This window comes from Marinoscillum sp. (genome assembly GCF_965229915.1).
In the GTDB taxonomy this organism is placed as follows: domain Bacteria; phylum Bacteroidota; class Bacteroidia; order Cytophagales; family Cyclobacteriaceae; genus Marinoscillum.
Genome location: NZ_CBDDJZ010000001.1, coordinates 2,645,040 through 2,670,626 on the forward strand (window position 1 = coordinate 2,645,040; position 25,587 = coordinate 2,670,626).

General features: G+C 45.6%; 11 protein-coding genes. 6 read left to right on the plus strand and 5 right to left on the minus strand.

What is annotated here, in order from left to right:
• Positions 1-100 precede the first annotated feature (100 nt).
• A complete protein-coding gene (locus ACO067_RS11450; RefSeq protein WP_421874174.1) occupies positions 101-1,357 on the plus strand; it encodes a PDZ domain-containing protein in 1,257 nt (418 codons plus the stop codon).
• Between the two features lie 27 nt (positions 1,358-1,384).
• Positions 1,385-2,518 (plus strand): NAD(P)/FAD-dependent oxidoreductase, encoded by a 1,134-nt coding sequence (locus ACO067_RS11455; protein WP_421874176.1) that lies wholly within the window; start codon positions 1,385-1,387, stop codon positions 2,516-2,518.
• Here the strand turns inward: ACO067_RS11455 and ACO067_RS11460 are convergent.
• A complete protein-coding gene (locus ACO067_RS11460; RefSeq protein ID WP_421874178.1) occupies positions 2,496-3,350 on the minus strand; it encodes a UbiA family prenyltransferase in 855 nt (284 codons plus the stop codon). The genes ACO067_RS11455 and ACO067_RS11460 overlap by 23 nt on opposite strands.
• Positions 3,351-3,405: 55 nt before the next feature.
• Between ACO067_RS11460 and ACO067_RS11465 the strand changes: the two genes are divergently transcribed.
• Entirely contained in the window at positions 3,406-4,503 is a 1,098-nt protein-coding gene (locus ACO067_RS11465) for a type III polyketide synthase (protein ID WP_421874181.1), read from the plus strand.
• Positions 4,500-5,189 (plus strand): methyltransferase domain-containing protein, encoded by a 690-nt coding sequence (locus ACO067_RS11470; RefSeq protein ID WP_421874183.1) that lies wholly within the window; start codon positions 4,500-4,502, stop codon positions 5,187-5,189. Before ACO067_RS11465 ends, ACO067_RS11470 begins: the two co-directional genes overlap by 4 nt.
• 334 nt (positions 5,190-5,523) lie before the next feature.
• Here ACO067_RS11470 and ACO067_RS11475 read toward each other — a convergent pair whose 3' ends face one another.
• On the minus strand, positions 5,524-11,289 hold the full coding sequence (locus ACO067_RS11475; protein WP_421874185.1) for a LamG-like jellyroll fold domain-containing protein: 5,766 nt from the start codon (positions 11,287-11,289) through the stop codon (positions 5,524-5,526).
• 224 nt (positions 11,290-11,513) lie between these two features.
• Here ACO067_RS11475 and ACO067_RS11480 point away from each other — a divergent pair, with 224 nt between their 5' ends.
• Both ACO067_RS11480 and ACO067_RS11485 read left to right on the plus strand, forming a co-directional pair.
• On the plus strand, positions 11,514-14,555 hold the full coding sequence (locus ACO067_RS11480; protein ID WP_421874187.1) for a SusC/RagA family TonB-linked outer membrane protein: 3,042 nt from the start codon (positions 11,514-11,516) through the stop codon (positions 14,553-14,555).
• Between the two features lie 2 nt (positions 14,556-14,557).
• Positions 14,558-16,087 carry a RagB/SusD family nutrient uptake outer membrane protein gene (locus ACO067_RS11485; RefSeq protein WP_421874189.1) on the plus strand — a complete coding sequence of 510 codons (1,530 nt, stop codon included), beginning with the start codon at positions 14,558-14,560 and terminating at the stop codon, positions 16,085-16,087.
• Positions 16,088-16,142: 55 nt separating this feature from the next.
• Here the strand turns inward: ACO067_RS11485 and ACO067_RS11490 are convergent, their stop codons facing one another.
• From ACO067_RS11490 to ACO067_RS11500, 3 genes are all read right to left on the minus strand, one after another.
• The gene (locus ACO067_RS11490) at positions 16,143-16,841 is read right to left on the minus strand and encodes a LytR/AlgR family response regulator transcription factor (RefSeq protein ID WP_421874190.1); all 699 of its coding nucleotides are present in this window, start codon (positions 16,839-16,841) and stop codon (positions 16,143-16,145) included.
• Complete coding sequence (locus ACO067_RS11495; RefSeq protein ID WP_421874192.1) at positions 16,841-18,706, minus strand: histidine kinase dimerization/phosphoacceptor domain -containing protein; 1,866 nt, start codon at positions 18,704-18,706, stop codon at positions 16,841-16,843. Before ACO067_RS11495 ends, ACO067_RS11490 begins: the two co-directional genes overlap by 1 nt.
• A gap of 106 nt (positions 18,707-18,812) precedes the next feature.
• Entirely contained in the window at positions 18,813-25,532 is a 6,720-nt protein-coding gene (locus ACO067_RS11500) for an Ig-like domain-containing protein (RefSeq protein ID WP_421874194.1), read from the minus strand.
• Positions 25,533-25,587: the final 55 nt, after the last annotated feature.

Sequence of the window (25,587 nt, forward strand, 5' to 3'; positions counted from 1 at the left end):
ATCTTCAGTAGCATATCTGACCTATCAGGTGGGCGCCGAAAAGAAAGAAATATCACCATTCACATTAGGGAAGCTTTGGCCTGTGTTGTTAATCCAACACATGCTGAAGAAACTAGGCCTATATTGTCTTTTGATCAATTTCACACTCATGCTGAGTGCCGTCACCATAGCCAACAATGGGAATGGTCAGAATAAGATCGGTTTTGTGATGCCTAGTAAGACTCGAAAGGTAGAAATCCCTTTTGATATGTATAACAACCTTATTGTTATACCCGTGCACATTAACAACACCCTCACTCTAAAATTTATCTTGGATACAGGCGCTGAGTCAGCCATTCTTACTGAAAAACTATTCGGAGATCTTTTAGGACTGAATTATGTGCGCCAGATCAACATCAATGCACCCGGGGAGCGTGACTCATTACAAGCATTTGTGGCCACTAATGTGACCATGTCGTTGCCTGGAGGCATCACTGGCCGGGGCATGAACATGCTCGTTCTTAAAGAAGACTATCTGGAGCTCAACAAAAACCTTGGAGAGGAGGTTTACGGCATTATCGGTTATGATGTTTTTAGCAGATTTACGATCAGTATTGATTATGACGATCGGGTACTCACTGTATATGAACCTGACTCCTTCAAACCCCGACGATCTCACACCAAGATTCCCATGGAGATCGTTAATACTAAACCATACATCTCCATGACGGTCAAGCAAAAAGACCGAGAAGACACTGTGACCCTAATGGTGGATTCGGGGGCCAGCCACGCCATGCTGCTAGATGTAGATAACACTGAGGAGATCATTGTTCCGCAGGAGGTCCTACCAACGGCATTGGGCTATGGACTTGCTGGGGAAATCCCCGGATTCATAGGTCGCATGGGGGCCTGTGTGGTCAATGATTTTAGTTTTGATGAACCTCTGGTGTCCATCCCCATGTCAGGCTCTTACATGAAAGCCATCAAGCGAGGCTCCAGACAAGGCACGGTCGGTGGAGACATCCTTTCACGCCTCAATGCCACATTTGATTATCAAAACAATGTGCTCTACGCCTCCAAGGGCAACCGGTACAAGGACAAATTTGAATATAATATGAGTGGAATGATACTGGCTGTAGTAGGTGAGGACCTGGACTCTATGAAAGTAAGCCGCGTCAGCCCCGACTCTCCCGCAGAAAAAGTGGGCATTTTGCCAGGAGACATCATTAAAAAAATCAATGGAAAAACACTCTACAATAGCACTTTCACCGAGATCAATTCATTGCTACGCTCGCGAGAAGGCAAAAAAATTCGGGTAGTACTGTGGAGAGATGATAAAAAGATGAAACTAAAGTTCCGCTTGAAGAGATTGATATAATATTGTGTATCACTAATCCGAAGTGGAATGTATGATATCGCCATCATAGGTGGAGGTTTGAGTGGATTGATCAGCAGCATACTCCTACGTAAGTCTGGGCTTGAAGTAGTGCTGTTGGAAAAGAATACGTATCCATTTCATCGGGTATGTGGAGAGTACATATCCAATGAGGTGATTCCTTTTTTAGAAGAGCACGACCTCTACCCTGCAGATTTAGCTCCCGCATCAATTGACAAACTGATCATTAGCTCCACGAACGGCCGGTCATTTAAGTCGGATTTGGCGCTTGGTGGATTTGGTATCAGCCGCTACCGGTATGATCACTGGCTCATGACCCGTGCACAACAGCTTGGAGTGAAGGTGATGGAAAACACCACCGTGCAAACTGTAGAACGAACGGCAGAAGGATGGAGTCTGAAGGCAGGTCAGCAGCACCTTAGCAGCCGGTTAGTAATCGCTGCGCACGGTAAACGCTCCAAACTTGATCAAAAGCTCAACCGAAGATTTCTTCAAGAGCATTCTCCGTACGTAGGAGTGAAGTACCACGTACAGACAGACTTTGCTCCAGATACGATCGCACTTCACAACTTTAGAGGAGGCTACTGTGGCTTCAGTAAAATAGAAGGTGACCTCTATAACCTGTGCTACCTTACCCACAGAGATCAAATAAAAAAAGCAGGTGATATATCCACTTTTGAACGCCAGGTATTACATAAAAATCCCCACCTGAGATCCCTATGGGAGTCATCGGACTTTGTGTTTGAAAAGCCCGCAGTAATCAATGAGATCTCATTTAAGCCAAAAGAGCTCATCCATGAAGGCATCCTGATGGCAGGAGACTCCGCCGGTATGATCACGCCACTTGCTGGAAACGGCATGGCCATGGCCATTCGCTCAGCCACAATACTATCCAACATTATTGCCACGCATCATCACAACGGTGAGTTCGATCTGGAAAAGATCTACGCAGTGTACGAACTAACCTGGAAACAGACATTCGAGACCAAACTCTGGAAAGGACGGCAAATTCAAAAAATATTTTTTAGCCACCCAATCTCTTCTTCTGTGGCTGTCTTCACCGGAAAGTTCTTTTCCAATATCACCCAGTCGATCATCCGTCAGACGCACGGCGAACCGTTTAGTACAGCAACAGCCATGTGAAAAAAGCATTGAGACAGGCAGATGAAACCAGGTTGAGTCGCATGGTATTCTCAAAATTGGCCTGTTCCTGTGACCTCCGCACCTGCAAATACCAGTATCCAAAATAAATGAGTACAGGAGACAAACTGACCAGAAACAGGAGCGCCATGGTGAATGAGAAGTAAGTAGTGAAAAACCAGTAAAACAAAGCCATTGATATGCTGAAACAAACCGCAGTGAAGTGAAAGGTGTCCAAAACACCTAGAATCAAACTCAAAGTAATATCCCCGCGTCGGGCATCCTCCTCATGCTGGTAGACTTGCGTCATTGGATATGATCCAAATAGTAGCAACGTACTTAACAACCCAGCCCACTGCAGCATTGGAGAGAAGAGAAGTGATTGGTATCCCATCCCTACACATACCATCATAAAGGTGAAATACCCCTGAAAGACTCCAGCAGTAAGCCAGCCAATGATTGGCCGTTTCTTCAGCCGGATCGATGGATGGCTATACGCCTTACTCACCAGTCCATAAACCAGCATCATGGCCGCAAACTGCCAGGAGAGCACCAAACCGATCACTATGGCTATCACATCCATAACCCATGATACATAATACAGCTCCTTTGTCACTTTGGGAGGAACCTTTACTCCGCCAATGCTTCCTTCGTCTTTGTCATAGTAGCTATTGTACCCATTGCTGGCTGGATAGAGAAAGAAGTGCAGCAGCACAAATATCAGTGCCAGTTTCAACCAGTCCGTTTCTGGCAAACAAGCAGCGGCAAAGAGAAATACTGGCAGCAGAAAAAAGGAGAACGGAAATCGTAAATGGACGATTGTTGACTTTTTCATAAGTTGAGTGAACCTCTTGCGAAAAGTTAGTTATTATTACTTAGCTTCAGCTTATATGACGTCATACATTTCTTCGATCGGAACAGCCGTACCACCCAATCGGGTCAGTCAACACCAAATCAGTGAATTCATGGTGCGACATCTGGGCCATTCAGAAGAAGTAAGCAAAATGATTCAGTTACTCTATCGGGCCAGTGGAATTAACTATCGTCATTCGGTAATTGAAGATTTTGGTAGAGAAATAGGGAACTACTCTTTCTTTCCCAATAACCAGGAGCTTGAGCCGTTTCCATCAGTCTCCGTGCGTATGAACCTCTATAAGCAAAACGCAGTAGAGTTGGCTATCAATGCCATTCATGACTGCATCTCTTTGAATGAGGCAAGACAGATCACACATCTGGTCACGGTTTCCTGCACTGGGATGTACGCCCCAGGTATAGATATCGAGATCATCGAAAGGCTTGGTCTAAGTACAAACATTCAGAGGACTTCCATCAATTTTATGGGCTGCTATGCTGCATTCAATGCGCTGAAAGTAGCCGATGCTTTGATTAAATCTCAACCAGATAGCAAGGTCTTACTAGTGGCGGTGGAGCTGTGTAGCATCCATCTGCTGAAGAATACATCCGAAGATAGCCTCCTGTCAAATGCCCTTTTTGGAGATGGTGCTGCTGCAGTTTACCTCACCGGCAACCCATCTGGGATTTCCTTGGAACTCGCTTCCTTCTATACCGACATTGACTCACGTGGCAAAGATGCCATGGCCTGGCACATTAGTGATTTCGGCTTTGAAATGACTCTATCCAGTGAAGTACCAAACGTGATCAAAGAGGGCATCGGTGAGCTCACCAGAAAACTCCTTGATAAAATTGGTTTGAAAGTACGGGACATAGCGCATTTTGCCATACACCCGGGAGGTAAGCGCATACTTCAGGTAATCGAAGAAGAATTGGCGCTATCCAAAGCGCAAAACGAACCGGCTTACCAGATTTTGAAAAACTTTGGCAACATGAGTTCGCCTACAGTATTATTTGTAATCAAGGCTATCATGGAGCAACTGACCACCGCCAACAGTGGAGAGAATATCCTCAGTTTTGCGTTTGGGCCCGGCCTTACTCTAGAAAGTATGCTCCTTAAAGTTCATACCAGATGAACCTACAGCAGCGATCGGAAGAACTAGAGATTATGGATGACCTGAATATATCAGGTGATGTGGTTCCACAAACGCTTCATGAACTAGATGTAATCAATCGTTTGCTCGGTGGCAATCAAATTAGTCTGTCTGCCTTTCGAAGTGTGATCAAAAAAGGGCCAGTCCGATCACTAGTGGATCTGGGCTGTGGAAGCGGCGATATCCTCATTCATATGAGTCGTATTAGTCCTAATACTGAGTTTACGGGTATTGATGCCAACAAACACATCATCGATTATGCCTCCAATCACACCAGGCAATTTGACACTGTTCATACTGTGTGCGAAAACATTTTTTCGGATAGTTTCAAAGAAAGGACTTATGATGTCATCCATTGCTGTCTGTTCTTACATCACTTTACAAAAGAGGAATTAATCCAGCTCTTTACCCAATTCAAATCACAAGCCCAAAAGGCTGTTATCGTTAACGATCTGCATCGACATTTTTTGGCTTATCACTCTATCAAGTGGATTACCAGGCTTTTTTCAAAATCCTATATGGTCAGAAATGATGCCGCTGTATCCGTGGCAAGAGGGTTCAAACGCAAAGAACTGGAAGAAATTCTCACTGCTGCGGGTATTGGTAACTATTCACTCAAGTGGAAGTGGGCCTTTCGTTGGAAATTGATCATCCAAATCAGCGAATAGATTAATCGAGTCTTATGCTCGATAACCTGGAAAGCAAGAAGGCCGTCAGGTTGAATACCTGCCGGCCCTCCAAAAAATCTATGCCTTTGCTACCACTTTCTGAATCTATCTACAGGGCATCCTGAATAGTGCTTTAGCAAGGCTTATAAGGGGCACGGCCACATTGTATGCAGTGTGCTTACCTGCTCCATCAGAGATGAAACAGGTCTCTGGTTGAGGTCCCCAGTCTTTCGACGTAAGCCAAAACTAAAAATTTAACGGTAATACATGGTACTATTTCAATATTATTTTTAAATATACCATTATTATGGTAGTCTGATCTACTCTTAATGGGTTAGTGTTTCACCACCAGTTTAGTGGAAATCACCCGGTTTCGATGCGTGATATCTACTACGTTTAGGAAATAAACTCCATTCCTTACTTCAGAGCAGTCCCATTCGATAGGTTCGTTGTTCTCCGAACTATAGGTGGTGCGGTACAGCTCTCGTCCATTTAGGTCCAGTACCCGTATTAGGTGTCCGTCCAGTAGATCCGGTAATTCAAATACCATGCGTTCACTTGCCGGGTTAGGATAGGCAAACACCTCAGGCTTCCAGCCTATGGCCAGCAGATTGGTTCGTTCTACGAAGATTCCGTCCTCAGTCACAGTAGCCTGGAGTACAATGGTATTATTGGTGGTCCCAGCTTCTCCGATTTCGAACTCTACATAAGAGTCAGGGTCCATCGGGATACCCGGGTACTCGATGTTGAATCGGTAAAGACCTGCAGGAATATTCTCAATAAGGAACCTTCCTTCATCGTCGGACTCCACATAAGCCACCAATTCAAATTCGCCATCTTCCTGATCGATCCTGCCCTTTGGCACAAATCGTCGTATTGAACAACCGGCTCTTTTTACCTTTCTTCTTGCATCGATTCTCCCATCGGTTTCATCCTCACCAAAGTCGGATTCCACACCTCCAGAGAGCGTTCCTGAACCGTCATCTGGTGTCAAAGGAGGAGGAATAACAGTCATTTGCATGGTGTCCTGTAACGCCTCTCGAAAAACCAAGGTGTCTGCCTCCTCCCATAAGAAGGTGTTTTTATAATAGGTAGGTAAATACTGATCTGGGTTAGACCGGATACCAATGAGGTAGTCTCCTAGTAGTAGGTTTTCAAACAGGACATACCCCTCTGTGAAACTTAAGCCATCAGGATCACCTCCACCAGATGCCAATCGCGGGATAGAGTCAAAAGGCAATTTAGGTCCTCGGTTTCGAAGAGCATATGCTGCTCCTTCAGCTAATAATTCGTCTCCACCATACACAGCGATCTCCAGATTGGCCGTAGCCCACAGTTGTACTGGAGCAGTTTCTAGTGTCAAGCCTGGCAACAACTCATTGGTGACGGTTAATTTGAAGCTGCCCATGTTGTCATAGTCCAATGACTCTACTAGATAGAATGCGCTCGTTCCTGTCTCCAGGTCATTAAACTGCCTGTCAAACGTGTTGAAATTATCCACACTCCATTGGTACTGATTTTGTTCTCCTCCTATGCTCGATTGAAAAGTATAAGAAGAGCCTTTCGGCAAAGCAAGGCTATCGGTCTGGCCGATTATCGCTTGTGGAGCATAGTCATCAGATGTGCCAAATAATGCGGCATTACTTTCCAGATCTCCAAAATCCAACTGATTATTAGCAACATTCACTGTGTTTAATGCCTGCAAAGAAGTAAGGGTAGGTATACCAGAAAGAAGGTTGTCTGAAAGATTCAGCACGATCAATGAATCCAACTGCAACACAGTAGTGGTTAGACTCCCTTCCATACCTTTTTCTGCAAGATTCAGCACTGTGATTCTTCCGTCCTCTACAGCCAGCTCACTGCGATCTGCCAGACTCAGCGTGTTCCAGTCAGCAGCTGTATTAGCCCATGTCTCCCCATTCATTTCCACATAAATGTTGGCAACTGCAATGGAGTCCTGCTCCAGTGGGGTGTATTGAGCCAACACATTGGGCACCGACTGCCCCGGATTTAGGTTGGCTTCTGCATCCTCCGCGGTAAAGTACACATCGTAAAGAGCCATCCGCTCAAATGACGCAGTGACCATTTCTGAGATGGTCTGATCTGTGGTTTCATAAGAGAATGATCCAATGGCTACTTGTCCTGTAAGTGCGGCACCTCCACTGGCAGCATCTTTTACCTGAGTGGCAGTCGGTAGGCTGTTCCCATCTTCAAGCACGACCATGTATATGCTTCCAACTTCATTCAGCTGATAGGTGGCTGTCAATTCATCACCGACAATAGCCACAGATAGTTCTTGAAATGCAGGCGCAGTATTTGGCTCGTTGATTGCAAATACAGCATCAGAAGTATCCCCAACGGAGTATCCAGCAACTGTAGCTCGTATAAGTGCAGATGTGGTCACTGGCTGGGTAACAGTCCATGAAAAGGAAGAATCTCCATAGGTGTACAAAGCGGCTTCTGAAAGAGTATAAGGGAATGACGAACCACCGTCAATGCTCAAGTCGATGGTAATGATATCTGTCGTGTCTAAATCGGTCACCTCAAATGCAATATCATAAGTCTCATTCTGAACCCACTGTTCGCCCCCGTTTGGACTGGTCAAGGTTAGCGATCTGTTGACCACACCAATTGTAAATACGGAATCAGAGGTGTCACTCAGGTTCTGTGTCGTGTTTTGTACCAAGATCAGGGCATTTGCTGTTGGTGTATTGTCAACTGTCCAGGCAAACGTATTGTCACCATATGTAGTACCTGCAATACCGGATGACAAGGCGCTGTACGTTTGACCTCCATCCGTGCTGAGACTAATGGTCACCTCATCCGTGCTGACCCACTGAGCAGCATCCCATGTCACCACTTCGGTAGTTCCCACTTCTACAAACTCACCCCCGTTAGGACTAGTCACAGTTACAGATGGTTCGATAAATTCCTGTATGGTGAAAAATGCATCACTTACATCCTCTACTCCCTGAGTGGTATTGGCCACTTTGATCAATGCGCTGGTACTCACACTATCCGGAACGGTCCAGGTGTAAGATTGTCCTAATTGGGATGAGATGTCTTTGATGATCAGTGCATAAGGACCATCATCTACGGACAAACTCACAGCAATACTATCGGTGTCCTCAATATTTGCTTCGGTCCAGGAGATTGTCACTTCATCACCTACCGTGTATGTAGCTCCGCCATTAGGTGTAGTGACAGTGATGATCGGTGACAGGTTAGACATGGCTCCAGATATCTGCCACAATGAAGTAGTATTACTACCAGAAGGTCCAGTCCAAGTTCCTTCCAGATTATACAATCCTCTGTCTGGAAGGTAATCACCACTTTGCAGATCAAATCGGTAATAAGCCAGTAGGTTTTCGGAGTTCTCTGGTACAGTAGTAGAAATGAATTCCTGTATTTCTGTAAGTGTACGAGCATCACTCCAAAACCGAAGCTCATCCAGCTCTCCGGCAAAGTAAAACGAACTACCAGAAGGCTGCTGACCAATGGTCATAGGTATCGTACTTTGGAGATTTCGTGATCCCAGACCCGACTGAGAGGCCTCCAATGCTCCGTTTAAATAGATAGAAGCTGAGTCTCCTGCTCGTACCAGCGCCATATGGTACCAGGTATCTGTTTCTACAGAAGTAGTAGAGGTCAGATCTGGGCTATTGCTACCTATGTATGCAGCTATGGTACCGTCTGTTTGTACGTAAATCCCTTGAGAACCTGAGGTTGATCCATTAAAGTCTGAAACAATAATTCTACTGGAACTCAAATCTGCTATTTTAAACCAGGCTTCAATGGTATACGCATCTGTACCAAAGTCAAAGGCTTGTGCACTGTCCAGAGTCACCTTGTCATCGGTGCCATCAAAGCTCAGTGATCGCCCGGGAGGAATGTAATTGGTACCATAACGCGGCTCTGATGCAGTAGTCAACGTAGCGTTTACTGCTACCACCCGCCACCAAAAACCAGCATTGCTACCGATGGTTGATGTGGTGTATTGTGTTGAGTTCACCGCCAGGTTATTGGCGTAATTGGTCCAGGTCTGTCTGTCAGCAGAATATTGCACCCGATAGCTCGTTTCGGAGGTGTCATTGTCTACCCAGTGTAGCGTCAGGGTACTGTTTGTATTCTCTATCACATAAAGATCTGTAGGTGCTAATGGTGGTGCCGCAATCGAAAAGTTCGCGTCACTCACATCAGTGATACTTTGTGTGGAATTGGTAATTCGGACCAGCCCTTGAGAGGTCACTGTATTCGGTACAGTCCAGGTGTAAGTGTTTCCAGTCAGATCTGAATAAGCTCCATCGAAAATAGTCGTGTAGTTTGTTCCATTGTCTGTGGAGTAGTCAATGACCACATTGTCAGTGCCTGGCCAGGTAGACCCGAGCGACCAGCCAATCTCCTGTGAACTCCCCACGGGCAATACCTCTCCTCCATTGGGATAATACAAAGAAGCTGCCGGACAAGTAGCGCATATTGTAAACGATAAGGTGGTGTCAGCAATATTGCGGGAAGTATTTCGTACGATCAACTTAGCCGAGGTACTTTCCACTGCTGGTACCGTCCAGTTATAGGTACTGCTGTCTCCATTATTGGTAAAAAAGCTATGGTTGAAGCTATTGATGTTGACAGAAGTCGCTCCACCATCAAGGCTATACCGCAGATTAAAAGCATCATTGGTACCAAGGTCGGCGTTGAGCCACGTGATTGGCAATACCGAACCCTGGAGTACGTACTGCCCATTTACTGGAGAAAGGATATCCACTGTAGGCTCGAAGTATACCCTTATAGCCGAGCTAGTATCTGAAATATTTCTGCTGGTGTTCCGCACAATGAAGGTAATGTCCTGATCCAGATTGGTCCCAAAGTCAGGAAGGGTCCAGGTGTAGGTAGATGAGTCTCCATTGTTGGTAAAAAAGCTATGGTTGAAGCTATTGATATTCACGGAAGTCACTCCGCCATCCAGACTATACCGCAGGTTGAATGCATCGTTGGTTCCCAGGTCAGCATTGAGCCAGGTAATATCGATCGTTTCGAAAAACTTCCGCTCTTCTGTCCCCTCAGGTGACAAGATGCTCACATCCGGCTCAAAGTATACCCTAATAGCTGAACTGGTGTCTGAGATATTTCGGCTGGTGTTCCGTACAATGAAAGTAATGTCCTGGTCCAGATTGGTCCCAAAGTCAGGAAGCGTCCAGGTGTAGGTAGATGAGTCTCCATTGTTGGTAAAGAAGCTATGGTTGAAGCTATTGATATTCACGGAAGTAACTCCACCATCCAAGCTGTACCGCAGGTTGAATGCATCGTTGGTTCCCAGATCGGCATTCAGCCAGGTAATGTCAATCGTCTCGAAAAACTTCCGCTCTTCGGTCCCCTCAGGTGACAAGATGTTCACATCAGGCTCAAAGTAGACACGTATTGCCGAACTGGTGTCAGAAATATTTCTGCTGGTGTTACGCACAATAAAGGTAATGTCCTGGTCCAGATTGGTCCCAAAGTCAGGAAGTGTCCAGGTGTAGGTAGACGAGTCTCCATTGTTGGTAAAAAAGCTATGGTTGAAGCTATTGATATTCACGGAAGTCACTCCACCATCCAGGCTGTAACGCAGGTTGAATGCATCGTTGGTTCCCAGGTCGGCATTGAGCCAGGTAATATCGATCGTCTCGAAAAACTTGCGCTCTTCGGTCCCCTCAGGTGACAAGATGCTCACGTCTGGTTCAAAATAAACGCGCATGGCAGCACTAGTATCCGCAACACCTGCTGTGGTATTTCGCACGATAAACTGGATGTTTTGATCAAGATTCGTCCCAAAGTCTGGCAGTGTCCAGGTGTAGGTAGACGTACTACCGCTGTTGGTAAATGAGGAATGATTGAAGGAGTTGATATTGACAGAGGTGACACCACCATCCAGACTGTAGCGGATGTTAAATGCATCATTTGCCCCCAGGTCGCCGTTTTCCCAGGTGATATCAATCGTCTCAAAAAACTTCAGCTCTTCACTACCTGAAGGTGAAGTGATAGCAACAGATGCCTGAGCGAATACGAATGTGGCTGAAAGGGTTAAAACAGCGGCGAATACTATATGTGTTAGCGACTTCATAGACAGTTTATTTCAAGTTGATAAAATTAGACCATCGAGAAAGTCACCGGAATACCCTGCTCACGGTATATGACCTGCGTACTGCAAAGTATTTTCATTTAAATTGATGTGATTTGCCTAAGGAATTCGTGGATTCGTCCATCTAATTAGGAATAAGGCTGACAAAACTTTATTTTGGAGTGTTTATTCTAGCTATTTTTATACGCCTACAAATAATTCAACACATGAGAATAATTATCACCTGCCTGGCTGTAATCCTTTGCGCTCATTTCGGGTACGCTCAAGAGATGATGCTCAAAGGCAAAATCATTGATCAGCGGACCAATGAGCCCTTGGCTGGAGCTAAAGTTTCCACTGGTCCTGACAACTCCACGCTGACCAATCAAAATGGAGAATTCCAGCTGGCCATCACAGATAGTTACCAAAGTGTGACCATCACTGCCGAAGGTTATACCACACAAACCATTTTCCTTGGAGGAAAAACCACTCTGGATCTACAAATGACCTCCACGACAGATTCCGATAAACAAGGCAATACACTTGGTAGCGATGACCTGGGCAACCAGCCTGTGGTAGACCTGGAGCAATCTACGCAAGGAAGAGCTGCTGGGGTGTTTGTACAGAATAGTGGTGGACAGCTTGGTCAGGGGACCAAAGTTAGAATCCGTGGTGGTTCTTCTCTTACTGGCTCCAACGACCCACTGTATGTGGTAGATGGTGTGCCTTTGACTTCAGATAATCAATCAGACATTGATCCATCCTCAGTGGAGTCCATTGAAATACTTAAAGATGCTGCTGCCACTGCTCTTTATGGATCAAGAGCTTCCAATGGTGTAGTGCTTATCACTACCAAAAAAGGTAAAAGTGGCAAGTTGAAAGCTGATATAGAGTATCAGTTTGGTATCAGTCAGGCACCAAGAAGACTCGACATGATGGACGCTGATCAGTACCGCATTTTGTTTTTTGAGTATACCATCAGAGCACTGCTTAATAATCCTCTTCTCATTCCTGATGGAGAGATTTCAGCTACCAACTTGGGTGATTTTGTATCACGACAAAGCCTGGAGACCTGGTACAATGATCTGGTAGCACTTCGTGAGACTGCCATCAGCAATGGACAGGATGAACTCACCTATGCGTTCCCAAATGATGACGAAATTACGATCAGTACGAACAATCCAATTTTCCGAATCAACTACGATACAGACTGGCATGATAAAGCTTTTCGTACAGGTATTTCACAAAAAGGAAACGTAAACCTTTCAGGCGGCTCAGGCAAACAAAAAGTATTTACCAACTTCAATTACCTAAACCAGGAAGGTATACTGATCGGCAACTCCTACGAACGATTTGGGACGCGCCTCAACCTCAATAGTGAGTGGAGCGATCGCATCAGCTCTAATATCAGTTTTGGGTATGCGCGCACTAGCAACAACAAGGTGCCAGATGAAGCCAATGATGGTAACCCTGTGCAAATGGTACTGCTGCCACCTGCAGACGAATCAGACCCCAATAACAATTATGTATTGCGAGTGAGGTCTTCTGAGTACAACCCTGAAACAGAAATCTACGGTTCTACTTACCTGGAGACAACCAATCGATTGAATGGAAATGCTTCCATTAACGTGGATCTTACTGATAATCTCACACTAAGTGTGGACGGAGGTCTGGATTATCTCGATCTAAGAGACGAACGCAGACAAGGTCCAGCCACACAAGAAGGCACTCCAACAGGTTTCTCCCAACAGTCGACTGCTGAGGTCGTCAATTACCTGTTCAACGGATCATTGGATTACAACAAAACAATTGGTGAGAACCAGCTGTCAGTTCTGGTCGGAACCTCCTACCAGAATTCTAACACTTTATATACCTTTCGGTCTGCACGCATCAACTCCATCTCCGATTTGGAGTCGCTCACCGAAAATGACCCATCCTTGCTGACAGTACCTGTGCCTGGATCTGCTTTTGCTTTCCTCTCGTTTTTTGGATCGGTGGGATATGACATTCAGAATAAATACTCCATACAGGTAAATGCTCGTGCTGATGGATCTTCGCGCTTTAGTGAAGAGAACCAATTTGGGGTATTCCCAGCCATTGGTGCAGGATGGACCATTTCCAATGAGTCATTCCTGGCAGGAAACCCTACAGTGAGCTTCCTCAAACTAGACGCGAGTTTTGGTTTGTTAGGAAACACTCCTTTCGACGATTTCTTGTATCGGACCAACTATTTCAATGTGATCTATGGCAACAATAGTGGTATCCGTATCTCCAACCTGGCCAACTCTCAGCTCAAATGGGAGTCCACGCAGCAGTTTGATTTATCACTAAGTTATGGCCTGATTAACAATCGAATCACTGGGTCAATCAGCTATTATTTGAAAAACACTTCGGACCTACTATTTCCTGTTCCGGTCACCCAGACCTCAGGTTTTGGCAATGTGATCAAAAATGGCGGTCAGTTGCAAAACTCAGGAGTTGAGTTTGACATCACCTCCACGAATGTTGACAATGGTACATTTAGATGGTCCACAAGCTTCAACATTTCTACCAACAAAAATGAGATCAAGGATATAGGAGGAACTCCTCTTATCTCAGGTGTCAATGCCTTTATAGAAGGAGAGCCAGCTGGGGTTTTCTATATGCCAAAATATATTGGAGTGAATCCAAATAATGGTAAAGCCCAATACGAAGATGCCAATGGGCTGCCTCGTGAGGATTACGATTTCGTGTTGAGCAATGGTGGACGGCAGGTAGTTGGAAATCCCAACCCAAAATTCTATGGCGGATTTAGCAACAGCCTGAGCTACGGACCGGTAGACTTCAACTTCATGTTTCAGTTTGTGCAAGGAATAGATCTTTACTGGGAGTCTGGTGAAATCATTGCTAATAGCGGATATGGCCTTTACAACCAAACCAATGATCAGGAAAACAGATGGTACGCTCCTGGTGACAATGCGGATTATCCAGTGCTGGACCCAGCTGTGGAAACCCCAAATCCATCCAGCAGATGGATAGTGGATGGAAGCTACATCCGGTTGAAAACAGTCACTTTATCATACAATGTACCGGTCAACTTTGGTTCGCTTTCCATATATGTAGGTGGTCAAAACCTGTTTACCATCACGGATTACCCGGGATTTGATGCTGATGTGTCTTACTCAGACCCAGCTGGTGGGGCATTTGCCGCCAATATCAACCGTGGTATAGACTTCTTCTCTACGCCGCAACCTAGAATATTTACTACAGGAGTTAAAATCGGATTTTAGTCATGAAAAAGTATTATCCATATATCATCATCGCCATCATCTCGCTGAGCAGCTCATGTAGTAGTCTGCTAGACGTGGAGGCAGAAAATACCATCAGTGGCAACGTGCTCACTGATGCAGAAACCATACAAAAAGCACTTACCGGGTGCTACTACACTTTTAACGGGATCAGTGATGGGACCGAAGGTGGAGAGCTCATGGGAGGTGATTTCATTATCATTCCCGAACTGCTGGCCAGAGTGTCGCCCAATGGAGCTCAAGAGTACGCCTGGCAGACCATTCTAGCACCAAACTCTTATCGAAACTTCGTGAATAAGGAGGTAATAGAAAGCAATGATCGAGTAGCCACCAACTGGCGTAAAGCTTTTGAAGTCTTCAACCTGCTGAATAACATCCTGGCCAATGTGGATGTGATTACCGATACCAATGAGCGCAACAGGATTCAAGGTGAAGCTTTGGCAATGCGTGGGATTTTGCTTTTTGAAATGGTCGTGCTCTGGGCACCACAATACGATGCTACAGGAGTAGATCCGGCTTCAGATGATGCGTTTCCATTCACCACAGAGCCAATTACAGATATTAATGAAATCCCAAAATTGAGCTCGGCTGATATCAAAACAATCGATCAGATCTATGATCAGGCCGAAGCGGATTTGAGTCAGGCTTCCGGTCTATTGGAGTCATTTGGCACCAATGGAACTAGCCTTTCCTACTTTGCTTGTCAGGCATATCTTGCTAAACTCAGCCTTCAAAAGGGTGAGTTCGGCGATGCAGAAGATTACGCTGATGAGGTCATTTCTAGCGGTGAGTATTCTCTTGCTTCAAATTCGTTGCTGGCATTTAACAACAACAGCAACAGCAGTGAAGACATCTATGCCATCCAGCAAACCCTGGCCAACAATGTAGGTGATAGAAGTAGCGGCTATGGACTAACAGCTTATTTTTCTTCATTGACTGAAAGTGGAATAGGAGTCTACAGACTGTTTAGCCCTACTTTCTTTAACCCAAATAGCTGGCACAATTCACCAAACTTTGAAGCTGCTGATCTGCGTGGATCCATTGACCTGAGCGTGGATGAAAACACCACTAGCAGTCAGATTACTACCGCATACTACAAGAGTGTGGTGGATAATTTTGATGAAGCGGTTTCCACTTCTAAATACACCAGCAGTGAACACGTACTACCTATCATCCGATTGGCAGAAATGTACCTCATACGTGCAGAGGCTAATTATACCAATCTAGGCGATGTTTTAACTCCACAGGCACTAGCTGACCTCAATGCGATCCGAACTAGAGCAGGAATAGCTGAACTGACACTTGCTGACTTCCCAGATCAGGCAGCATTCTTTGACAGCCTGGTAGTGGAGCGCACCAGAGAGTTTATGCACGAAGGAATGCTGCTCGAAGATCTGAAAAGATGGGGAGGATTTATCGGAAGTGCTGTAACTTCGGCTAGTGAATACGATCCGTGGGACGAAGAGTTTGTGCTCCCTATCCCTAGATCGGAAAGAGATACGTGGACTGACTAAGATTTTACCTATTACCAACTAACCTGAAGAGGCCTCTTTTGAGGCCTTTTCTCTTTTATAACGTCACCAAAAAGGCCTGGAGATCGGCTTTATAAGCCTTACCAATAGGCAGCTGGTGATCTCCAAGGTGAACCATACCTTCGGTGATGATATCAATCCGTTCAAAATTGATGAGGTACGACTTATGGATGCGCAAAAAGCCTTTATCTGCCAGCTTCTCCTCGGTCTTTTTCAATGTATGCGCCAGAATAAATGGTCCCTTGTCCGAATACACGCGACAGTAGTTGTCATCCGCCTCCAAATAGATAATCTCAGATGGCAGTATTGCCACCAGGTCCTGATTGTTTTTGACAAATAACTTGGAAGACTCGAACCGCTCTACCGTTTTGCGCTTCTTTAGCAAAGCCAGATCAATATTGATTTTCAGGTCTTCTTCATCAAAGGGTTTTAGTACATAAGCTGCTGGAAAGGTATGTTTAGCCCGCTCTACAGTAGGCTTGTCATAAAATGAAGTAATGTAAATAAACTGAATATGGAGCTCTGTATATAGCTTTTGACCCAGGTCTATTCCGTCTTTGTCACCATCCAGATTGATATCAAGTAACGTCAAGTCTGGTTGTAACCGACTAATCTCAGCAATTGCCTTTTCATAATTAGAAGCCTGACCAACCACTTCATGTCCTAGATCTTCCACACAAAACACCAGGTCTTGCCGAATTATTGGTTCATCTTCTACGATATAAATGCTTGCCATTATGCCAGTTTATAGTTGGAAATACGAATTAAAAACCGGGTGCCATTTTCCTGTACGGACTCTACTGTGGCATTGAGTTTCTCTGCCAGAGAATCAATAAGTGTCATCCCAAAAGAGCCTTCGGACTTGCGCGATGAGTCCATACCGACTCCATTGTCTGCTACTTCCAGCATCAATGTCTCAGCTTCCTGAAGCAAGCTAATCTTCAAAGCTCCTTTTTCATTTTCAGGAAAGGCATATTTCAAGGAATTGGTGAGCAGTTCATTCAGAATTAAACCCAATGGAATGGCAGTATCAATATCGAGATTAATAGATGCAACATTCTTATCAACTGTGATTCGTTCATCTTTGATTTTATAAGAAGTGAGTAAGGCACGAGTCAAATTGTCAATGTACTCAGGCATATTAATACCTTCTATGTTTTCCTGCTGATAGAGTTTCTGGTGAATCAATGCCATGGATTTCACACGATTTCTCCCTTCCTGCACGGCATCTATTGCACTCTTATCTTTAATGAATCGAGCCTGCAGGTTGAGCAAACTAGAAATGATTTGTAGGTTATTTTTAACCCGATGATGGATTTCCTTTAATAGCACTTCTCGTTCGTGAAGAGCTTTGGATATCGTTCCGTTCTTATCTGTAAGTATCCTATTGAACTTGGACTTTTGGCTGAATTGCCAGAGAACCAACCCAACCACAATCAGCAGGGTAACAATTGCTACCAGATACAGCATTCTTTCTGAGGCTTGTTTTTCCAGCTGTAACTCATTCTGTTCGTTTTTCAGTGCAAGGGTCTCTATTTCACGCTCCTTTTTCTCAGTCTCGTATTTTTTCTCCAGTTCATTCAGCGCATTGATTGCTTCCGTATTTACCAGAGAGTCCTTATACACCATATAGTCCTCATGCGCGGCTAATGCACGTCTATAATCCCCTTGGATCTGATACGCCGTATACAGCAGGTGGTGTGCGTCCCTAATATGCGAAATCATTTTGCGCTCTGTTGCTTCTGCTAATAGTTGTGAGGCTAGGCCAATAGCTTCCTTGGTGTGACCAGCCTGGTTTTGCATCTTGGATAAGTTTGCCAATGCAGAAAGATTCACTTCTATGTTGACTGTTGGGTCAACGATAAGCTCCTTATACGTTTTTTCTGCATTCTGTAGTTGATTCTGGCGTTCATAAATCTCTGCTAGATTGAGCTTGTTGAATCCACGCAAATAATCCACGTGATGTTCGTCGATGTATTTAGCAGCTTCTTTATGAGCCAAGATAGCTTCTTCCCATTTTCCTTCGTTATCCGCAATCAGAGCAAGCCCCACATAGCTATATGCCAGCTGATCACCATCGTCAAGTTCCTTTGCACGTGCAATACTTCTTTCTGTAAATTCACGAGCCTTATCCAGCTGACCCATATCAAAATAAATTCCCGAAAGGTTGTTGATGATTGACGCCTCAAAACGAACACTTGGCGTGTCCTTCTTGTCCTGAAGTATGTTTAAGGCTTTAAGGAAATTATCCAGAGACTCCTGGTTTTGACCTGCTCGTCGCTGCACATTTCCAAGACCATTGTATGCGCGAGCAAGCTGATAGTGCTGACCATCACCTGCTACTTCTATCAACTTGTGGAAATATCCCTGTGCGGAATCAGCCGAACCAAGCATTCCATAAGAAATACCGAAATTCAAAAGGTACTCCCCAAAAAGTGAGTCAGAGTAATTCTGATCCAGATTTACCTGATTCAATAGTAGCAATCGTTCATTAGGATTTTTTACGGTGTCTAGCGCGGATAGTGTTTCTTTCATTGATTGGCCACAGACGGACAAAGCAATGAAGCTGCTAATGCAAGCGATAACAATTCTAGGGCTCATAAATAAGGCAGTTGGGTAATCGAATTTACCCAATTTTCATTATCAAAAACGAAAAAAGGCCCCAAAAGAGGCCTTTTAATGATATCACCTGTTTTAATATGGTTTGTTAATGATGCTTCACGTAGACTTTGAAGGTGGTGATCTTAGCTGCCCCTTCGCTGGTGTCTACGAAGTTGAGCAGGTAGATGCCGCCACTCACGCCGCTCACATCAAAGGTCAACTCTTTGTCATAGCCCTTCTCGATCACCTGCTGGCTGACCACATTGCCCTCCAGGTCGATCAACCGTACCTCCACCGTAGCACTCATCAGCTTGCTGTAGCTGATCTGCACATAGTTGTCTGCTGGGTTCGGGTACACGCTCAGGTCTTTGAAGTATTTCCGGTAAAAGCCCAACCGCTCGATCTTCTCTACCACAATCCCATCTTCGGTAACCGTAGCCTGTAGCACCAGCACCTCATCTTCTATGCCATCGCCTCCAATCGTAAACTCTACATACGAGTCCGGATCCATCGGGATACCCGGATACTCGATGTTGAAGCGATACTTGCCGTCTTCCAGTCCCGTAAACTCAAACCTTCCCTCGTCATCTGACTGTACATACGCATACAGCACATACTCGCCCTCTTCATCTTCCTGATCCGTTCTACCCTTAGGCACAAACCGCCTCACCGAACAACCCGCTCGCTTCACTTTCCTTCGTGCATCGATCCGATCTCCACTATCCACTGGCTTGTCCGGTAGGTCTGCCTCTACGCCCCCTTCTATCTTCGCTCCTACTGTCCCCGGTGGTGGTGGAATCTGTGCCATCAACAGCTCTTCTGAAAAGTCCTCGCGAAGCTCGATCGTGTCAGCCTCCGTCCACAAGTCGGTGTTCGAATAGTAGGTCGGAAGGTACTCATCCAGATCATCCGGTGCTACAGCTATCAGGTAGTCCGCCAGCAGCAGCTCCTCAAACAAGAAGCCTGTGCCCGCACCTCGTACCGTCTGGATCGTGTCATACCCCGAACTCGTTTTTGTCGCTTTCAGTGCATAGGCCTCTCCGTCTATAAACGGCTGGCCATCCAGATCCAATGCCGTGAACTCCAGGTTCGCTGTGGCCATCACCACCGTGGAGCGGACCGTCAGCGTCAGGTTCGGTACCAAAGTGCTCGTCACCGTAGCACGGTATCTACCCTGCGTCTCATAGCTCAGTGATGGAATGTCTATGGTAGAAGCGCTGTTGTCTAGTTGGGCTGTGTCCAGATCGTTTTCCAGCGTCCAGCTGTACACATTCGCCGTACCGCCTACTGTCGCTTTTACCTGGTAGGTGCTGCCTACCGGGATCGTGTCTCGTACTGCTGTACCTACCAACCTCTGGTCGCCATAGCTGAACGTCGGGGCCGCAAGGTCCATGTTCTTCTCCAGGTCATCAAACTCCAGGTTGTTACCGCTGATGTCCAATGTCGTCAGGTTCGATAGTCTTGAGAAGTCCGGTACCGTCGAGATCCGGTTGCCTCCCAAATCAATAGTGGTCAGCCCCTGGATGTCCAGGATGTCTCGTGGCAACGTGCCCGTGATGTTGAAGTCCGGTAGTTCCAGACCTACCACTCGTTCTGGGTCCGTACTGATCGCTACTCCTTCCCAGGCAGTCTGGTCGGTTTCCTCGTCCCAGTTATTGCCCGTCCAGTCCCAACTAGCTCCATTCATCTTGGTGTAGATGTTTCTAAGCGCCGCAAAGTCTCTTTCCAGTGATGAGACCTTCAGCACAATAGGCTGGGTCGTCAATGTGCCAGTTACTGTGCTGTTGGTTACCTCTGCATAGTAAGCTCCCTCATCACTAAAGTCACTGATCGACAATGTCCAGCTACCTCCGGTCTCGCTTACTGCACTAACCTCTCCGCTAACCAAATCCTGCTTAAACCAGCTATAGCTGTTCGCACTACCACTGATCGTTCGGTCGATCAGGTAATCGGTGCCCTGTTGCTCCAACGTCTCTATGTAGGTACTCACGCTATCCTGTGGCAGGTAATCAAAGTTCGTTACTCCTGCATTCGCCTCCAGTGAGCCAAACTCCAGTCGGTTGTTAGTAACTGTCAGTGTTGTCAGGCTCGTTAAGCTGGTCAATGCCGGGATGCTCGTGATCTGGTTATCACTTAAGTCCAGGTTCGTTAACGATTCCAGTCCTACCGTGATCTCTGGAAAGTCTCCTGTCAGGTTTTGATCGGTCAGATCCAGGCCGGTCACTCGTGTATCGGTCATCGTCACGCCACTCCAATCCGGTAGGTTCGCCCCACTCATCCAGTTGTTGTTCGTCCAGTTCGATCCATCCAAAGCATCATAGATACTCATCAGGGCTAAAGAATCAAGCACCGTGTTCGGGTCCAATAGGGTGGTCACGCTGATCACGTTACTATTCTCTGAAATGTCTGAAGATGGATAAACGGCTCTGACTCGATAGTAGTACGTCTGGCCATAAGTCAGCCCTAGCACTACCAGGCCAGTCTCGCTTGCATTCACACTCAGGTTGTCATAGCCACTCAGGTTACTGCCAAAGCCTGCATCAGCTGATACATCTACCTGATAGCTCTCTACTCCTGCACGGGCATTCCACTGCGCGGTGAAGCCAAAGTAACCCACTTCACTCGCTGCGATCGCTGTAGGTGCCCCAGGTAAAATCGTCAGTTCATCTGTTGTACTGTCGCTGCCCGTATTGCCGGCCTCATCGGTAGCTGTTACTGCTACATCATAAGTGCCTACAGCCAAAGATGCTATCGTGCCTTGTGCCAGGGCCCAAGTGCCATCTCCATTGTTTGTAGCAGTATAGCTGCCTCCGTCTACAATTACCTCAACCACAGCACTCGTGTCATTTACTGTCCCGCTTAAGGAAGGCCGGTCCTGAAGGGTTTCCACACTGTCCACTGCCACTGCTGGAGAGGTCAAATCGATGGTAATCACAGCAGTGGTGGTGTCCGCATTACCGGTAGGGTCTGTAGCAATTGCTTCAACGGTGTAGACTCCCTCGCTCAAATCTGCAATAGAGCCTTGAGCCAGGGTCCACGTGCTATCCCCGTTGTTAGTAGCAGCATAGTTAGCACCTTCTGCAATGACGGTAATAGATGCGTTGACGTCATTAATCGTACCCGTTAGTTCAGGGCTTATGTCGTTGGTATAAATATCTGTAGCTGTAATAATCGGACTGGTCAGGTCAATAGTGATCACAGCTGTGGTGGTATCTGCATTACCTAAAGAATCTATCGCAAATGCTTCAAAGGTGTAGACTCCCTCGCTCAAATCTGCAATAGAGCCTTGAGCCAGGGTCCACGTACTATCACCGTTGTTAGTTGCAGCATAGTTAGCACCTTCTGCAATGACGGTAATAGATGCGTTGACGTCATTAATCGTACCCGTTAGTTCAGGGCTTATGTCGTTGGTCAGTAAGTCACCCAAAGTGATTATTGGAGCGGTACTATCGATTAGTAATTCGTCCGTAGTAGTATCTGTCCCAACATTACCAACCGAATCGGTAGCCGTAACTGCCACATCATAGATACCATCAGCCAGAGCAGCGATAGTACCAGATACGATCGTCCAGGAAGTACCATTATTAGTAGCAGAGTAGGTGTTTCCGTTTACTTCTACCTCGATCGACGCTGAAGGGTCATCAATCATACCTCCTAATTCAGGACTGGTCTCAGAAGTAGCCAGCAGATTGACCGTAACAACGGGTGGTTGTCCATCTAATGGCACACCTGATGTAATCCAGTTAGATCCAGCAGTGAAGTTGAAATTGGTAAGTGTACCATGGTTAGCTGCTGTACTCTGGTCCAAAGTCAAAGTTCCTGAACCTTCATCTAACTGATAGTATCCCAAAAGATCTGATTCATTACCCAATAGAGGAGTTGTTCTATCAGAGAAATCAGTTTTGGCAAAGGCCCAGAATTTCACCTCATCTAATGCAGCATCTCCTGCTAGTTTTGCCTCCACGCCATTAGCCGGGAAGGTGATATCACCTGTGAGCATGTTTGCAGTGCCATCCAAAACACCGTCAATATAAATCGAAATGATGGTGTCTGAACGGACATACGCTACATGGTGCCAGGTATCGTCATTGATTGTGGTGCCATTCTGTATGGACCCTCCGCTTCCTCCATCTGTTGTTCTTATGAAAAAGTATGGGGACCCCTGATAAACTCCAGCTATCAGAATTTGAGGCTGACCTGATCCGTTCGCATCCACTTGCTCGAAATAATTGTACTGACTGGAACTGGCCGCAGGTACCTTCATCCACATTTCGATCGTGAAGTCAGCCCAGTTCTGAAGCACATGATTGCTAAGGACCACCTGATCATCTACACCGTCAAACTGAAGTGCAGAACCCGGAAAATCTATCGCATTCTCCACTATAGTGAAGGTGCTTCCTGCAGATAGTCCGCCATCAAGCTTATTCTTAGGGTCTGCGATACCAAAATTTTCAATTACTGGTAACGCCACATTGAAGGAATTACCAACAGTGGCCGCAGGACTTATATCTGCAGTGACATAAAAGTAATACGTCTCTCCATCCTGAAGGGTAGGACTCGGTGCTACACCTACTCCACCTGGAACATTGGCCCCATAGGAGTCAATATTTAGTGGTGTGGCACTGGCAAAATCATCCGCATCCACCGAATAGAAAACTTCAAAGCCATCCTGAGCAAAATCCAATGAATCGAATGCCCCTTCCAGGTAAAGTCCGGCACCTGTTGGGCTAATTGTATCCCCACTAGCCATGTAGCTGAACTTGTAGATTAAAGCATCTTGAGCTCCCTGCTCTAGATCCGCATTACTGAGTGGCAGTGTCTGGATAGTCACATCAGGAATTGCTTCTGCAATAGTGAAGGTACTTCCTGCTGCCAAGCCATTGTCAAAGGCATCCAATAGGTTCGCCTCCTCAAAGGCAAAATAACCTTCTTCCGCTGGCTGGTCAAAATCAATGGAGTTTCCAACTGTTGCTGTAGGTGAAACATCTGCAGCCACATAATAATATATAGTGTCCCCCCCATCGTAAATTCTGTTTGGGTAGGTCATACCAACAGAGCCGTCAGGAATTCCTAGCGGATCATTTAATGCAAATAACGTCGTCCCTAGTTCAGTGGCATTGGCAAAATCGTCCACACCAATTGATTCATAGAAAGTAAAATTGGTAAAGTCTGATTGGGCGTAGTTCAGTGTAGTGTCTTGTAAGAAGAATCCCAGTATTTCTATCGGCCCTCCACTGGCTACAATTCGATATTGATAGATAAGGTTGTTTGTACTACCCTGATATATTTCACCTCCGGGCAATGGAACTGTAGAAAGTAAGGCATTTCCTGGCAGCTGGGTAGTTGTGAGGGTGTCAGATGCAACTGCGGAAACTTGCCTATCTACATTGTCAACCACCACATATACATTGTAAAATGTTTCAGGTGCAACGGGGCCAATTTCGAAACTAGATGTTCCTGATACATTGGAGAAGCTTCCGCTCAACTCAGCTGCAATATCCTCCTCATCTGTCCCAGCAATAATTTGCGTAGCTGTAGGTGAGATCGACGATTGAGTCACCACGTAATATAGTGTAACGTTCTGATCCACAGTAGCCGTCAACTCAAAGCTTTCACTCCAGGGTTTAGTTACCGCTACATCCGAGAGTACAGGCGGCCCCAATACTGTAAAGGTCTCTGTGGTTATACAACCATTTTCTGAATCGGTTATTTCCACGGTGTAGTCTCCTTCACTTAATCCTTCGATTCGTACACTTGTAGAGTCAGCCAATGGTGTAGAGTTGTCAGAACCCAAATACCATTGGTAGCTATAACTGCCACTTGCTCCAGTGACTGCAGAATCAAGGCCCAGCACTCCGTCATTGCCACCCGTGGTGGAGACATTGATGTAACCAACTACCCCAGGGTTAACCACAGGTGCATTTGGAACATCATTGATTATGACAGTATCTAAAACAACACAAACAGGAGAGTAGAAGTCTGTAATAACAATCGTATACACATCGGGGGCGAGACTAAACTCACCTACTGTGGATAGATAATAAAGCGTATCTTTAGCAAACGGGGCAATAGTAGTATCTGTGCCCACATAATACTCAACTATGTAATCAGATAACCCACCTGTTTCACTCACATCAATACTTCCATTAGAAGAGCTACAATTGGTATTATCCGATAGTGTGTAACTAATTTCTGGCAATTGCTCAACAAGCGTTGTGTCTATTGAATTAGATTGAACCCCATCATATTCTATGTATATGTTGGTATAATTACCGGAAGGTAAAGCTGAGATGTAAATTCCCTCTGTTTGCTCAATCGATATTGGACCGACGGGAATACCATCCTGAGTATAGTATAAATCATAGAAAATACCATATATCCCTCCATCCAAGGCAATCTCACCATCTACACTTCCACATGAAGGATCGTAGGTATAGCCAAAAGAAATACTCGGGGCCAGTATATTGACTTGTACAGAATCTTTAAAAGTCCCTGTTTGATTGGTGACGTTGGTAATTTTCAACCAGACTCCATTTTGCGCGGGTGCTCCGACATCCCATTGATAGTTATTGAGCGTGAGCTCATTTATGGTCTTTCCGGTTTCTAATAAATTGTAAGTAGCACCGCCATCATAACTGACACTAATGTCAATAAGGTCAGTGGTGGCATAACCAGCGGCATCAAACTCCACATCCTGCAGCTCTGCGATCTCTATATCAGAGGCGTCCGAAGGATTGGTAATGGAGATTTGGGCTTGTACTTGTGTAGTAAATAACCAGGCGGATAGGGTTGCTATTGCTGCTAAAGTTTTTCCAGTTAAACTCATAACGGCGTTTTCAGGAATTAAAATTGAATATTCAGTTGCGTTAGCTAGTAAACGA

Excerpts from the sequence above, each read along its gene's own strand:
- ACO067_RS11450 (WP_421874174.1), top strand. The coding sequence starts at position 101 with ATGCTGAAGAAACTAGGCCTATATTGTCTTTTGATCAATTTCACACTC.
- ACO067_RS11455 (WP_421874176.1), top strand. The coding sequence starts at position 1,385 with ATGTATGATATCGCCATCATAGGTGGAGGTTTGAGTGGATTGATCAGC.
- ACO067_RS11460 (WP_421874178.1), bottom strand. The coding sequence starts at position 3,350 with ATGAAAAAGTCAACAATCGTCCATTTACGATTTCCGTTCTCCTTTTTT.
- ACO067_RS11465 (WP_421874181.1), top strand. The coding sequence starts at position 3,406 with ATGACGTCATACATTTCTTCGATCGGAACAGCCGTACCACCCAATCGG.
- ACO067_RS11470 (WP_421874183.1), top strand. The coding sequence starts at position 4,500 with ATGAACCTACAGCAGCGATCGGAAGAACTAGAGATTATGGATGACCTG.
- ACO067_RS11475 (WP_421874185.1), bottom strand. The coding sequence starts at position 11,289 with ATGAAGTCGCTAACACATATAGTATTCGCCGCTGTTTTAACCCTTTCA.
- ACO067_RS11480 (WP_421874187.1), top strand. The coding sequence starts at position 11,514 with ATGAGAATAATTATCACCTGCCTGGCTGTAATCCTTTGCGCTCATTTC.
- ACO067_RS11485 (WP_421874189.1), top strand. The coding sequence starts at position 14,558 with ATGAAAAAGTATTATCCATATATCATCATCGCCATCATCTCGCTGAGC.
- ACO067_RS11490 (WP_421874190.1), bottom strand. The coding sequence starts at position 16,841 with ATGGCAAGCATTTATATCGTAGAAGATGAACCAATAATTCGGCAAGAC.
- ACO067_RS11495 (WP_421874192.1), bottom strand. The coding sequence starts at position 18,706 with ATGAGCCCTAGAATTGTTATCGCTTGCATTAGCAGCTTCATTGCTTTG.
- ACO067_RS11500 (WP_421874194.1), bottom strand. The coding sequence starts at position 25,532 with ATGAGTTTAACTGGAAAAACTTTAGCAGCAATAGCAACCCTATCCGCC.